The organism is Bartonella sp. EBT8 (assembly GCF_055796165.1).
The window spans coordinates 1-15,367 of sequence record NZ_JBTTDJ010000007.1; the positions used below are offsets into that span (position 1 = coordinate 1).

Sequence of the window (15,367 nt, forward strand, 5' to 3'; positions counted from 1 at the left end):
ACCAATCTAAAAAATCAGACAGGCTTAATTCATACCCTAAAAAAACATCTAATCTTGAAGATTATATATAAAAACCACATGACTTAAGAGAGCACATATTCTATATTCGCCATTGCACAACTCTCTCACACGCTTTATGCTTTCCCAGAGTAAAAAGCCCATAGAGCAAAAGAAAAATGTCAATGTCATCTAAACTTACGCGTAACCAAACATTGGTTCTAAATACTTTAAAGAATGCACAAGGACCTTTAAGTGCTTATGCGATTCTTGATCATTTACGCGAAGAAGGATTTCGTGCACCTCTCCAAGTTTATCGTGCATTAGAAAAACTTGTACAACTAAAGTGTATTCATCGTTTGGAAAGTGTAAACGCTTTTATGGCTTGTTTGCATCCTGAAAATTGCCAACACGAGCTTACAACTTTTATCATTTGTGAGAATTGTGGTAAGGTCAACGAAATACAAAACCAAACTATTGTATCCGACCTTAAACAAATGGTTCAAGCAATTGATTTCCAAGCACACAGAAGTACCCTAGAAGTACGAGGCATTTGTAAACAATGCGCAAAAGAATAAGATCTCAATACTTGCAAGTCTGTATAGTTAGCATTATGTTTTAAAAACTGTCTCATTGTTTGAAACATTCTTATCACCTTTATAGATGTACCGCTCTCTTTTTACAGCGGCAAATCTGTTTTGCACATTGAAATATAAAATTGAAAGTATAAAACCATGTCCATCTCTGAGACAATTGTTTCAACAAAAAAAAAGAAAATAATTCATACTCTTCTTACCGTCTTTGCGCTTTTTGCACTTTGGTTTAGCTATAAATGGATAACAGATTGGCGTTATATGCTGGCAACAGATGATGCTTATGTACAAGGAGATATAGCGGCTATTGCCCCTAAATTAAATGGATATATTGAAAAAATTGCTATTCAAGCAAACCAAATTGTCAAGAAAGACGATATCTTATTTTACATAGACAATGGTGATTATCAGATAGCCTTGGAACAGACAGAAGCCCATCTCAACACGCAACAAAAAACTCTTCTACGGATTGATGCACAAATTACAGCTGCTCGCAGTGCTTTAGATGATGCGCAAGCACAAAAAGCTGCCGCTTCAGCCATAGCAACAAATGCACAACTCACTTTAAAACGGACTACAGAGCTTAAAGCGAGTCGTTATGCCCCTCAATCGGATGTTGATGATGCCAAATCAGCTTATGAACAAGCCATCGCCAATGTTAACCGTACCGATGCACAAATAGCTGCCGCACGGGCGAATATCCAAGTTCTAGAAGCGCAACGAAGTGAAACGGAAAGCCAAACAAAAAGCTTGGAACTCACGCGTGAAAAAGCACAACGTGATCTTGATGCAACTATTATCCGAGCTCCATTTGATGGTGTTATTGGAAATTTAACAGCAAAAACAGGGGATTTTGTTATGAATGGTCAGCGGCTTGCCGCATTAGTCCCTCTCCATGCACTTTATATTGAAGCGAACTATAAAGAAACACAGTTACAAAATATTCATTCTGGACAAACTGCTTATATTGTTGTTGATGCCTTCAAAAAAGATACATTTACAGCGAAAGTACTTTCCATTGCCCCTGCAACGGGGGCTGTTTTTTCTCTCTTGCCACCACAAAATGCTACCGGTAACTTTACTAAAGTTGTCCAACGCATTCCTGTACGGATCTCTATTCCAGAAGAAGTCTTAAAAACAGGACGGATTCGAGCAGGAATGAGTGTTTCAGTAGAAATTGATACACGAACAAAATCGCAAGATAAAGAACTCTTATAACAAACAGGAAATGATATTAACGTGACATCTCCCATGCCAGAGTCCACACAGTCTCAAGAAAAGGTAGGAATCCAAAAAATCTTGGTTTTCATTGCTATGTCTTTTGGCATGTTTATGGCTATTTTGGATATCCAAATTGTTGCCTCCTCTTTAGCTGAAATTCAGGCTGGTCTTTCAGCAAGCTCTGAAGAAATTTCATGGGTTCAAACCTCCTATCTGATCGCTGAAGTTATCATGTTGCCCCTTTCTGGATTCTTAGGAAGATTACTTTCAACACGTGTTTTCTTTAGTATCTCAGCAATCGGGTTTACGATTACCTCTATTCTTTGTGCAACAGCAACATCTATTGAAGAGATGATTGTGTACCGAGCTCTCCAAGGTTTTATTGGTGGAGGTATTATTCCTAGCGTTTTTGTTGCTTCCTATGTCCTGTTTCCACCTTCCAAACGCCCAATTGTCACCCCTATCGTCGGACTGGTAGCAACATTAGCACCAACCATTGGTCCAACAGTGGGAGGCTATATCTGTCATATCTCATCATGGCATTGGCTCTTTCTCATTAATGTACCCTGCGGAATTATTATCTCAATTCTCGCATGGAAATTAATTGATTTTGATAAAGCCGATTCCTCTTTAATAACCGAATTTGACTGGTTAGGTCTTATTTCTATGGCAGTGTTTCTGGGAACTTTAGAATATGTTCTAGAAGAAGGGGCTCGTCACGATTGGTTCAATGACAATCTGATTCTCAATTTATTCATTGTTATGATCTTGTCTGCAGCCTTATTTTTCTGGCGTGCTTTTACCGCAAAAGAACCAATTGTTGATCTTTCAACTTTTTCGAATTTCAATTTTTCAACCGCATCAGTTTTTTCTTTTATGCTTGGAATAGGTCTTTATGGACTCACTTATCTTTATCCTGTCTATTTAAGCCAAGTCCGTCATTATGATTCTCTCATGATCGGAGAAACATTATTTCTTTCAGGATTTGTCATGTTATTAACCGCCCCCCTTGCCGGATTCCTTTCAGCACGAATTGATGCACGTTTGATGATGGCAATAGGACTTTTTGGCTTTGCAATAGGAACTTGGATGGCGAGCTCTATCACAGACAATTGGGATTTTGGGGAACTCTTTTGGCCTCAAGTTTTCCGTGGGGCTTCCGTTATGTTATGTATGGTCCCTATTAATAATATTGCCCTCGGATCTCTTCCACCAGAACGAATGCAAAATGCTTCTGGATTATTTAACCTCACACGCAATCTTGGTGGTGCCGTAGGACTTGCTATTATCAGCACTCTTATAACAAAACGTACAGACCTACATTATGCGCGAATAGCCGAAACAGTCCAATACGGAAATAACCAAGCAACTGAAATGCTTTCAAACCTTACTCTATATTTCAAAACTACAACTTTTGATTCACAGACTCTTGCTCTTTTCCAACTTTTTAAGATGGCACGCATACAAGCAATGATTATGGCTTTGAGCGATATTTTCTTTATAATAACCATCATCTTTATCGCCTTGACATTCATGACCATTTTTCTCAAAAAAACACCTCCCCCTACCGATATTCCTTCAGGTCACTGAGCTTCAATCTTATGAGAATTGATCAAAATCTTGTTAAAGCCCTGATATTTATCCCGTACCCTTCGCATTATTGGTAGGCACATTGACAAACTTATTCAGGCCACGAAAAGCTTATATTTTCCCGCATTTTATACACAAGAAAATGCTTCAACAAAAACATGTTTAAGGATAACTTTCTCCTCTTGGCAATAAGCATTTGCGATTCACAAACTTTAGAAGGGCAAGTTTATTTAGATCTTTATAGAAATATCGGTAATCAGCACAAAAAAGCTGCGCTCCTCATAAACCGTTATTTATAAAACAGACCAAAGACTATAAAATCGAAATTTTTATAGTCTTTTCATGGTAGCTTAATTTTAAAGCTTAGCTTTCAATGGAGGATTTTCAACATCCATCAATTGGAAAAAGGCTGTAAAAATATTGATAAAAAATAACTCAAAGACTTCTGCTAAAATCATCTAAAACAGTGCAAAATACGCAAGCTCTTCAACCGACAGTAAACAACTGAAACTCTCAAAAACTCCGAAAATACAAATGAAAGAACTCTGCTATGCTATCAAGCCATTCTTAAACGTGCATTGCATAAAAAGACTTTACCACGAAGAAAAATGGTCCCCATTGTCACCGCCGTTAGCAAATAGAGTCCTCTAGGCTACTTTATGATGCTGAAAACGACTCAAATCTTCTCGTTCTCCACTAGAAACCAGAGTGCCGTAACATCCAGAAAGATATTCTGGTATCAATTCCAACGCTTGAAAACGGTGTTTTTCATAAGGGCCAGGCATTGCTAAATTTTTTGTTAAACTGTTTGAGAAACCAAAACGCTGATAAAAGTCACAATCACCGACAAGTAAGATAGCCCCATAACCTAATTTTTTTGCCTTTTTGATTGCATGCCGCATAAGAACAGATCCTATCCCCTTACCGGAATATTCTGCTGAAACAGCCAAAGGCCCCAAAAGCAAAGCATGTTGTGTGCCATTTTGCTCTTTTTTAAATCGAACATGCCAAAGCCGTACACTCCCCACAAGCTCTCCAAGTGTATTTTTGACAACAAAGGACAACCCGCACGCCGCTAAACGGCCACGACGTAAAGCTTCTGATGACTTACGTTTACGTCCCTTTCCCAAAGCTAAATCAAGCAAATTTTCTCGGTAGAGCTTATCAGATTCTTGCTCACACGCAAGTGTAAAAAGTGCACCATCTTTTGTTTGAAACTGTATCATATCCATCTTTGACACACACCTCACTATACCTTTGTTATCAGAGTTATCAGAGATGAAAAACTCAAATCACATAAGACCGCAAAGGCTCAAAACCATTAAAGGCAACAGAAGCATAAGTTGCCGTGTAAGCACCTGTTCCATGAATCAACAACTCATCCCCTACTATAAGGGATAAAGGTAAGGGGTAAGGTGTTTTTTCATAAAGAACATCTGCCGAATCGCATGTTGGCCCCGCCAAAATGCAAGGTTCCATTTCCTTATCATCATGGGGTGTTTCAATAGGATAGCGAATAGCTTCATCCATAGTCTCAGCAAGACCATTAAATTTTCCAACATCAAGATAAACCCATCGGACATTATCATTGTCGGCTTTTTTGGAGATAAGGACAACTTCTGTGCGAATAACACCAGCATTCCCCACCATCGCACGCCCTGGCTCGATAATCGTTTCAGGAATGCGATTGCCAAAATATTTTTTCAAGGAATCAAAAACAGCCGTGCCATAAGCTTGTTCAGTAGGAACATCTTTCAAATAACGGGTTGGAAATCCCCCTCCCATATTAACCAATTTTAGTAAAATTCCTTCTTGCTCCAAATGCCTAAAGACTGTAGCAGCATCCGATAAAGCACGATCCCATGCGCTAAGATCTGTCTGCTGAGATCCTACATGAAAAGAAACACCATAGGCTTGTAAGCCTAATTGATGTGCCCGACGTAAAACATCAACTGCCATGGCAGGAACACACCCAAATTTACGGGACAATGGCCACTCTGCTCCTTTTCCATCAGTCAGAACACGGCAAAAAACGCGAGCTCCTGGAGCAGCGCGTGCAATTTTTTCTACTTCTTCAACACAATCAACCGCATAAAGTGAAATACCAAATGCATATGCACGCGCAATATCACGCTCTTTTTTAATCGTATTTCCAAAAGAAATACGATTAGGTGTCGCTCCCGCCTTTAACGCCATTTCAATTTCCGCAACAGAAGCGGCATCAAAAGACGACCCTAAAGAAGCAAGCAAACTCAAAATTTCAGGAGCAGGATTTGCCTTTATCGCATAAAATATACGGGATTGCGGAAGAACTTTTTCAAAATTTAAATAATTTTCACGGACAACATCAAGGTCAACAACTAAGCATGGCCCTTCAGAACGATGCGTTGCAAGAAAATCACGAATACGTTGCGTTGTCATTTGCAATTCTCCCAAGGGAAGTAATCCCTTACTCTACACTTGGACAGCAGAGAGCTGCCAATAACCAAAAGACGAAAAGCACACAACCGCTTCCTCCATCCTGATGATTAAAGAAAACAGAATTGTATACAATGAAAGAACAGCGCGAAAACCGCGTTATCCTACTTTATCTGCCTTTTTGATTGGAGTTGAGAAAACCACTTCCGCACTGAAGGCAATGAGGTGTGCCTCTATAGTTATCTCAGCATTTGGACAGCTGAAAGACACCAGAAAGGCCCGCACCGTCGTTGCTTCAAGATGTCCTCATTCTTCTGGTTGGCCAAAAGAATGACTGGAGCGGTTAGTTCCAGGTACCGTACCGGTTAATCTCACCATTTGAGAACCAGCGGACACCCACAGGCACGTGCGACTTTGGGCAAGTTTGCATATAAGACCAATTTTTATTCATTTCAATCATTTTTTTTATTTTAAACATTTTTTAATTTTTAAAATAAAAATGGTGCAAAAAAGCAACAGTTCTCACAAGCAGAAAAATGACCTTATCGCCTTTAATTTTAAGAGACGCAGGACCTTCACGAAAAGCCCCATGCCATTGCATTGCTCATACACTACCTTGTTGAAAAAGAAGTTCTTTGCTTGAGATTCATAATTCACTCTTCCCAACATCACGCAGGAAGAAACTATAAAGGACTTTGCTGAGCAACACGAACTCCGTATTCATACAATGATAAACCAATGTCCCATCATTGTATTTTTTGACCTGAGTGTTGCTTCAATCCTTTACATTTTAAAAGATTCGATTTTAGAGGCAAATAAAAAGCCGAACACTACAAAACCTCATAAAATACTTTGCTCTCACACTATCCCCTCCTTCTCTAAACCAAGAGAAAAAAGCGAAAGCTTTAAGTCCTCAAAGGATAATATCGTTATGATCCTTGATGAGACTGAACAGCTCGTGATTTTAGTAATTGAAACTGCTTATGACGCTCCCGAAAGCGCTGCCTATCAGCGTCATCTCGCGTGTTATAACAAGAATCACACGAGACACCTTCCTCATAATGAGGCGATAATTTGCTTTCAGCATTGATAGGGGAACGGCACGCACGACATAATTCGCGCCCACATTCTTCAAGACCATGCCCGACAGAAACACGCTCATCAAAAACAAAGCACTCACCCCACCATAAACTTTTTTCTTTTGGGATTGTTTCCAAATATTTGAGAATACCACCTTTTAAATGATAAACCTGATCATACCCAAGCTCACGGACATAAGCTGTTGATTTTTCACACCGAATACCGCCTGTGCAAAACATGGCAACTTTCTTTTTCTTTTTTAAATCAGCCTCATGCTTGAGGACCCATTCAGGAAATTCCCGAAACGTCTTAATCTGTGGATCAACTGCCCCTTGGAAACTCCCAAGCGCATACTCATAGTCATTGCGTGTATCAATCAAAATTGTTTCTTCATCTTGGATAAGAGCATTCCAATCTTCAGGGTCAACATAAGTGCCAACGACCTTTAACGGATCAACACCTTCAACGCCCATAGTCACAATCTCTTTTTTCAACCGCACTTTCAGACGATGAAAAGGCATTTTCGACGCCCATGAATATTTAATCTCCGGCATTTGAAATGCTGGTTCAGCAGTAATAAAATCGACTAATGCTTTAATCGCAGTACAAGATCCCGCAACAGTGCCATTAATCCCCTCTCGTGCTAAAAGCAGAGTCCCTTTGATGTCATTTGCTTGACATAAATCCAGCAAAGGTTTCTGTAATTGACGATAATGCTTCAAATCAGCGAAGCAATAAAGTGCAGCAACTTTAAAATTCTTTTCCATAAGTCTTGATAACGCGCGTTTCATTCAATTTCAAGATCTATTCATCTCCTCTTTAACATATTATGCTTAATCAAACGATAGCAACAAGCTCATCTTCTAGAGAAAGAATACCATGTGCCAAAAAAGAGAGCAGCTTTTATCACTGCTTCAAGAACAAACCGTCATACCTGTCTTGCACATTGACGATCTCCAAAGCGCAATCCCCCTAGCACGCGCTCTTGTCAAAGGCGGATTGAAAACAATTGAGATCACATTGCGAACAACAAAGGCATGCGATGCAATAAAAGCAATTATACAAGAAGTACCTGAAGCAATTGTTGGAGCAGGAACAATTCTCAATAGAATACATTATGAACAAGCTGAACGAGCAGGAGCAAAATTTATCGTAAGCCCCGGCCTCTCAAACGAATTGATCAATTGTGCAAACAACAGTGAAATTCCTCTTCTCCCAGGTGTGGTGACACCAAGTGAATTAATGCAAGCATGGGATAAAGGCTATTCATACCTTAAATTTTTCCCTGCCGAAGCTGCTGGAGGGATTCCCTTTGTGCAAACCTTAGCCTTTCCCTTCTCTAAAGTCAGGTTTTGCCCAACAGGCGGCATTACACAAAAAAATGCTGCACAATGGCTTCAGCTTTCTAACGTCTTCTGCGTTGGGGGGTCTTGGGTAGCCCCCAAACACCTTATTGCAGTAGGTGATTGGGATGCAATCAGCACATTAGCACAGACAGCAGCACAGCTCTCCTCTCATCCTACAAAAGCGCGTTCCACAACATAAGATGCAGGAGCATTATTTGCTCCTTCAATAAGACCAAAGGATTCACACATTTTTGCACAATCTTTTAGCATGGCCATGGAGCCGCAAATCATTACGCGATCTTCATCAGGAGAAATTTTTGGCAAACCAGTCGTTTCAAAAAAAGCACCGCTCTCCATAACAGTTGTAATACGCCCCATATGTTCTGAGCGTTCACGCGTAGTCATGGGATAAAATTTCAGCTGTTGCGCATATTCACCAATGAGCGGATCTTCTTGTAAAGAAACAACGAGATCTTTTGCATAAGCAAGCTCATTGCGCTCTCGGGTTGTTTGAATAAGAACCACTTGAGAAAATTTTTCATAAGTTTCAGGATCGCGGATAAGACTTGCAAAGGGAGCAACCCCCGTCCCTGTTGAAAGAAGATAAAGACGTTTTCCAGGAACCAGAGCATCAAGAACCAATGTTCCAGTAGATTTTTTACGCATGAGAACTGTATCACCAATTTTAATTTTTTGGAGATGTTCCGTTAACGGACCACCTGGAACTTTGATTGAAAAAAACTCAAGCTGCTCATCCCAAAATGGACTTGCAATCGAATAAGCACGATAAACTGGTTTTTCTGCATTGGGCAAACCAATCATAACAAATTCACCTGAACGAAAACGAAAACTTTCCGGACGATTCAGACGAAATTTAAATAAACGATCGGTATAATGATAAACCTCTTGGACGCTAAGCGCGAACACATTTTCAGGAATCGGAAAGTTTGATGAACCGCTGTTGATGCTTGACTGAACATGAGTAGCAAAACTATTCATAAACTCTTCCTCACCTTTTTATTGAACCTAAACTTAAGATTTTGAGAATGATATAACGCTCATATACCTATCTGCCAATATTTCTCTTAAAACATAAATCACGCAATTAACATTTTTGTATTTAAAATAACCGAAATAGTAAAACTTTTGAACCTTACAATCAAAAACTATAAAAATATTCCCCTTATTATATCCGTTTATAGCTATGTTGCAAAATGAAAGAAGAATAGAACACACAATCTAACAAAATCAAAAATAACACCACGCACAAAGTATTACCTCATTATTTTTTGTAAAAAGGATCACCCACGCAATAAATGGAATATGCATGCAAATATGCTCAAACTAAATCAACCCATAAAAATAAAATAACAATTTGATGACAAACAATATAACGCATAACACATCCTGCTATGTACGTTGTTATCAAGACAAGATAGAGTTAGAAAACTGATCAATAACTATTTGTTAGTGTGTTTCTATAACTTTCCAGCGTTTACCATCAAACATATACATTATTTGTGTTCCCTTACTAACTTTCGTCACACTGTTATTGACATGAAGGGATAATCCGTAGCTAGAGTGGTGATCAACGAAATTTGATTTCCACTCAAACGAACTGGGCTGAGGAAAGTAAATATTGGATGCCCAATAACCATCTCGAGAACGAATAACAACCAAATTGACTGCTTTCAATACATCAGAAATAGTTTGCACACTCAAATTTTTCTCATTTATCAAAGGTACTTGAGGTGTATGAGGTGACGGTATTCCTTTAAGATCACTCACAGTAATAATGCAAGAACTCTTATCACAGGAAGCTTGAACCACATAAGGATCATCTCAATTTCCGTAAGTGTAAGTATTTTGCTGCGCTTTTATTTTGTTATCACCTATAGGGGTTCTAAAGATTGAACGCTGCGCACCCATCACAAAACAAGATGAAAGCTAATTAGCCCCTTGAATATATTCTTCAACAAACCCCAGAGAATTATAAAACTTACCCTCTGTTTTTGGATCTTCAATAACACCCATTTATCATTTTTGTAGCATTGTTTAATCTGTTATACGACCAGTAACCATGCTTTCAATTTCTGAAATATCTAATTACACTGATGCTCCATTTCCTAAGGCATTTTAAGATCACACGACACCTCAGAGCCTTCATGACTGAAATACGGCACTCTCCACTCTTTTAACCAACAATCTTCTAAAGAGAAGACTTAAAAAATGAACCTCTCCATTATTTTGTAAATCAATAGACTCAACATCCCCGTTTTTAAAGAAAAACTGATTTGCCTAGAAATAGCGGGAATATGCCCCACTCTCCTTACCAATCTTCTGAAAGAAAGATAAGTGGTTAAATTCTGAATAAGTGAGCCATACCTGTTGAACCGCAACAATTCCACCAGAAGCAACGGCATAACTTGGTGAGCGCACTAAAAACAATTAAAAACGCATAATATTTTTTGACTTTAGAACACACAATCAATTCCCCCTTCATTTACCATAGAACTGATTCTGTTAAAATTGCATTTTACACTCAATCTTCCCAAAAGAATTTAATTTCATTATGAAAGAATGATACAATTCTATAGATCAGCCTTTATCTTTTAATAGACCTCAACGAGAGAAAATACGTAAAAAACAAAAATATCTCTTCTTCTAATTCTAACAATTTTGTGAGGCTCATGTATCCACACCCATAAAAAGAAGAAGTTTCTTGTCACCAGAATAGGTATTTTATAGCAAAAGATTGCTTTAACGGCAGATAATCCAGGATGAACTGCTCATGATTTTAACATTAACAAACAGTCTGCATCCCCTTTCCCTCTATCATAAAAACCTATATGAAATAATCAAAGGGAACTTTTTGTCTCATTGACTCGAAATAGGATTTTAAAATGAACAAATCCGTTAATGATGAAGCGAACGCATTGCTTCCTTATACAGCTGTAGCAACCATTAATGTGAGTGCTATTGTTGCAAACTATATAACTTTAGCCCAACGTGTTTTTCCCATTGAATGCTCTGCGGTTGTAAAAGCAAATGCCTATGGGTTGGGTATTAACAAAATTGCTCCTGCACTTCATCAGGCGGGGTGCAACACTTTTTTTGTAGCCAAAATTGAAGAAGCGCTGCACTTAAAAACCATTTTACCAACAGACGTCATGATTATTGTTCTCAATGGGGTTCCACATAATACTGAAGAGCTAATAGCTGAAGCGGGAATTATCCCTGTTCTTAATTCTTGGAATGCACTCGAAGACTGGCAAACACTCTGTCAAAAAAAGGATAAAAGATTTCCTGCAATTGTTCAAATTGATACCAATATGAATCGTTTAGGCCTTGATAAAAAAGAAATACAAAAGCTCATCAAACAACCTACGATTTTTGAAAAAGCAGAAATAAAGTATATTCTCAGTCATCTCGCTAATGGAGAGGATGACACACATTCATCCAATTATAGACAATTGGCTACTTTCAAAGCCATCCTTGCGCAATTACCTGCTTGCAAAGTTTCCTTTGCTAATTCTGGAGGTATTTTTCTTGGGAAGGATTTTTATTTTGACCTTGTTCGCCCAGGCATCGCACTTTACGGAAGTGATCCGCGTGGAAAACGCCCAACACCTCTTAAACCTGTTTTAAAACTTGAAGCCCAAGTCCTTCAAAGCCGCTCTGTTGAGGCGGGATTCCCTGTCGGTTATGGAGAAACCTTCATGACAACCAGACCAAGCACGCTTATAACTCTTTCGATCGGCTATGCTGATGGCTTGCCCCGCATTCTTTCTAATAAAGGAAGCGTTTATTTTAACGGAAACAAACTCCCCATCGTTGGACGCATTTCTATGGATTCCATCATTGTTGATGCTACTGATCTTAATAAAAAACCTCAAAGAGGTGATTGGGTAGAACTGATTGGAACACATCAAACACTTGAAAAACTATCGACCGATGCCTGCACCCTTCCGAACGAAATTCTGACTTCTCTAGGTTCACGCTATAAACGCATTTACATTTAGAACACTTTAAAAAAAGTGATTGCAATCATCATTTAAAAAAATGATATTGGACGCCCTTCTACAGAAGACCTTCACGATGGACAAATATACACCTCCGATGCCAACATAACATTCTATTTATTCAGTCAAATATTATACTTAGAAATAATGAAATGAGAAACACAAAGAGCGTAAATATTATCTAATTTTTTAAGGATATAACGAATAAAACAAAGAGAAGCTCAGAGAAACAAACATCAGCCAATAATAAAAGCCCACACAGAATGTGTAGGCTTTTTTCGTTACTTTGATAAACAAATTTAATACGTATTTCCCAAGGGTGGACAAGAACAAATGAGCATTCTATCTCCCGCAACATTATCAATACGGGAAACAGGAGGCCAATATTTATTTGCTGGATCAAGAGAAGAATGAGGGAAAGCAGCTTCCTGTCGCAAATAAGGCCGTGCCCAAGTATCATCGAGCGTATCGACCAATGTATGTGGTGCATTAACCAACGGATTATCCCCTTTTGGCCAAATACCCTCACCAACTTTTTTAGCTTCTTCAGCAATCAAGAGCAAAGCATCACAAAAACGATCAATCTCTACTTTTGGTTCTGATTCTGTTGGCTCAATCATCAAAGTACCAGGAACAGGAAAAGACATTGTCGGTGCATGAAACCCGTAATCAATCAAGCGTTTTGCAATATCATCAACACTGATCCCATACTGATCTTTCAAGATGCGGGTATCGACAATACATTCATGAGCAACACGTCCATGCTTCCCTCGATAAAGAATAGAATAAGCCTTTGAAAGGCGCGCCGCAATATAATTAGCATTCAAAATTGCTGTTTGTGTTGCATGTTTCAATCCATCAGCGCCCATCATTCGAATATACATCCACGTAATAACAAGAATAGAGGCACTTCCATAAGGAGCAGCCGAAACTGCATACATTGTCCCCTCTTGCTCATGACCTGGTAAAAAGGGTTTGAGATGTTCAGCCACTCCAATCGGCCCCACACCAGGACCACCACCACCATGGGGAATAGCAAAGGTTTTGTGGAGGTTCATATGACAAACATCCGCTCCAATATCCGCCGGACGAGCAAGCCCAACCAGCGCATTCAAATTAGCACCATCAAAATAAACTTGTCCGCCATTTTCATGGATAACAGCGCAAATATCCTTAATACTTTCCTCATAAACACCATGGGTTGAAGGATAGGTTATCATAAGAGCTGCTAAACGATCTTTATGCAATTGTGCTTTCATTTTGAGATCATCAATATCAACATCGCCATCACTCAAACATTTCACCACAATGACTTCCATCCCCGCCATATGAGCAGAAGCCGGATTAGTACCATGTGCTGAAGCGGGAATAAGGCAAAGTGTGCGTTGATGTTCCCCTCGCGACTGGTGATATCGGCGGATTGCCAAAAGCCCTGCATATTCACCTTGAGCACCAGAATTTGGCTGGAAAGAAACTTGCGCAAATCCTGTAATTTCACACAACCACCCATTCAGTTGATGAATCATTTCCCTATAGCCCATTGCATCCTCTTTGGGCGCAAAGGGATGGATATTGGCTATAGTAGGCCAACTAACAGGCATCAATTCCGCGGCCGCATTAAGCTTCATTGTGCAAGAACCAAGCGGAATCATTGCCCGATCCAATGCCAAATCCTTATCTGACAAACGACGCAAAAAGCGCATCATATCTGTCTCTGAATGAACAGCGTGAAAAAAGGGCTGTGAAAGAAAAGCGCTATCACGCCCTTTCCCTAAAAGTCGTGAAAAAACTTGATCAACCAATTGTGCACCAAAAAGCTCTGCCAAAGCACCAGCATCTTCTTCTGTCGACAACTCATCAAAATTAATCGCAATTCTGTCATCATCCAAAAGACGAACAAGACGCCCACCAGCTTTTGCTTGACGCGCAATCTCTTGAGCTTTTCCCTTAACAAAAATGCTTACACAATCAAAAAACTTTTCCCCTTCAACATGAACCCCTGCTGCTTCTAAACCAGCAACAAAACGGCATGTTAAACGATGAACCCGTTGGGCAATTTCCCGTAAGCCTTGTGGACCATGCCAAACAGCATAAGCTGTTGCCATATTTGCCAACAGAGCTTGTGCTGTACAAATATTCGACGTCGCTTTATCGCGTCTAATATGTTGTTCACGTGTTTGCAACGCTAAGCGAAAACCAATGCGCCCTTTTGTATCAACGGATTGTCCAACAATCCGCCCTGGAATGAGGCGCGTTAACGCATCACTGACCGCAAGATAACCAGCATGTGGACCACCAAAGCCCATTGGAACTCCATAACGTTGCATAGAGCCAACAACAACATCTGCCCCCCATTGTGCAGGTGGTGCCATAAGGGTCAGTGCCAAAGGATCGGCAACAACAATCACCAGTGCTCCTTTTTCCTTTGCTTCTTTAATAACTTCACTATAATCGTGAAAAAAGCCTTTTGTATCTGGCCAAGATAAAACAATTGCAGCTGTATCAGAACAAATTCTACCACCCTGATTAATCTGAATCCCTTGCGTTTCAGCGCGCGTTTGTACAACACTCAAAGTCTGGGGATGTAAAAGACTCTGAAGAGAAATCTTTGTTTTTTTCTCACGTGCAAAGCGTACCGCTACCGCATGAGCTTCAGCTAAAGCCGTTGCTTCATCGAGCAGTGAAGCAGCCGCAACAGGTAAACCCGTGAGTTCACTCACCAATGTCTGAAAATAAAATAAAAGTTCTAAACGGCCTTGGCTAATTTCTGCTTGATAGGGTGTATAAGCAGTATACCAAGCTGGATTTTCAAAAAGATTTCGCAAAATAACTGGAGGCACAAAAGTTCCATGGTATCCCTGCCCAATAAAACTTTTATGTACATGATTACGCCCCATCATCTTGGAGAGCTCTTCCAAAGCTTGCCCTTCACTTGCTGCCTCTGGGAGATCAAGTGAACGTCCTAAATGGATAGAATGGGGGACAGCTTGAGAAACGAGTGTATCAAGACAATCAACCCCTAAAACATCAAGCATTTTTTGTGTTTCATCGGGGCGAAGCCCAATATGGCGAGAAAAAAAATGACGCTCTAACATGGCAC

The 15,367-nt window shown here is 39.6% G+C and carries 11 protein-coding genes; 5 read left to right on the top strand and 6 right to left on the bottom strand.

The annotated features are described in order from the left end of the window. Positions 1-182: 182 nt before the first annotated feature. The 3 genes from AC0QT4_RS05590 (at position 183) to AC0QT4_RS05600 (ending at position 3,401) form a co-directional block, all read left to right on the top strand. Entirely contained in the window at positions 183-575 is a 393-nt protein-coding gene (locus tag AC0QT4_RS05590; RefSeq protein WP_473200733.1) for a Fur family transcriptional regulator, read from the top strand. Positions 576-731: 156 nt separating this feature from the next. After that, entirely contained in the window at positions 732-1,808 is a 1,077-nt protein-coding gene (locus AC0QT4_RS05595; RefSeq protein ID WP_473200734.1) for an HlyD family secretion protein, read from the top strand. Positions 1,809-1,829: 21 nt separating this feature from the next. Continuing rightward, positions 1,830-3,401, top strand: a complete 1,572-nt coding sequence (locus tag AC0QT4_RS05600; protein ID WP_473200735.1) for a DHA2 family efflux MFS transporter permease subunit — start codon at positions 1,830-1,832, stop codon at positions 3,399-3,401. A 647-nt stretch (positions 3,402-4,048) separates the two neighbouring features. Here AC0QT4_RS05600 and AC0QT4_RS05605 read toward each other — a convergent pair. From AC0QT4_RS05605 to trhO, 3 genes are all read right to left on the bottom strand, one after another. After that, entirely contained in the window at positions 4,049-4,633 is a 585-nt protein-coding gene (locus tag AC0QT4_RS05605) for a GNAT family N-acetyltransferase (RefSeq protein ID WP_473200736.1), read from the bottom strand. Between the two features lie 55 nt (positions 4,634-4,688). Continuing rightward, positions 4,689-5,822 (bottom strand): type III PLP-dependent enzyme, encoded by a 1,134-nt coding sequence (locus tag AC0QT4_RS05610; protein ID WP_473200737.1) that lies wholly within the window; start codon positions 5,820-5,822, stop codon positions 4,689-4,691. Between the two features lie 926 nt (positions 5,823-6,748). Next, complete coding sequence (gene trhO / locus AC0QT4_RS05615) at positions 6,749-7,666, bottom strand: oxygen-dependent tRNA uridine(34) hydroxylase TrhO (RefSeq protein WP_473200785.1); 918 nt, start codon at positions 7,664-7,666, stop codon at positions 6,749-6,751. 112 nt (positions 7,667-7,778) lie between these two features. Between trhO and eda the strand changes: the two genes are divergently transcribed. After that, positions 7,779-8,444 carry a bifunctional 4-hydroxy-2-oxoglutarate aldolase/2-dehydro-3-deoxy-phosphogluconate aldolase gene (eda, locus tag AC0QT4_RS05620; protein WP_473200738.1) on the top strand — a complete coding sequence of 222 codons (666 nt, stop codon included), beginning with the start codon at positions 7,779-7,781 and terminating at the stop codon, positions 8,442-8,444. Here eda and AC0QT4_RS05625 read toward each other — a convergent pair. Together AC0QT4_RS05625 and AC0QT4_RS05630 are read right to left on the bottom strand one after the other, a co-directional pair. Continuing rightward, complete coding sequence (locus AC0QT4_RS05625) at positions 8,414-9,244, bottom strand: ferredoxin--NADP reductase (RefSeq protein WP_473200739.1); 831 nt, start codon at positions 9,242-9,244, stop codon at positions 8,414-8,416. The genes eda and AC0QT4_RS05625 overlap by 31 nt on opposite strands. 468 nt (positions 9,245-9,712) lie before the next feature. After that, positions 9,713-9,961, bottom strand: a complete 249-nt coding sequence (locus AC0QT4_RS05630) for a hypothetical protein (RefSeq protein WP_473200786.1) — start codon at positions 9,959-9,961, stop codon at positions 9,713-9,715. A gap of 1,187 nt (positions 9,962-11,148) precedes the next feature. Here AC0QT4_RS05630 and alr point away from each other — a divergent pair. Beyond that, positions 11,149-12,267, top strand: coding sequence for an alanine racemase (gene alr, locus AC0QT4_RS05635; protein WP_473200740.1), 1,119 nt, complete (start codon positions 11,149-11,151; stop codon positions 12,265-12,267). A 299-nt stretch (positions 12,268-12,566) separates the two neighbouring features. On the opposite strand, the gene gcvP is transcribed toward alr, so the two are convergent. After that, a complete protein-coding gene (gene gcvP, locus AC0QT4_RS05640; protein WP_473200787.1) occupies positions 12,567-15,362 on the bottom strand; it encodes an aminomethyl-transferring glycine dehydrogenase in 2,796 nt (931 codons plus the stop codon). Between the last annotated feature and the right edge of the window lie 5 nt (positions 15,363-15,367).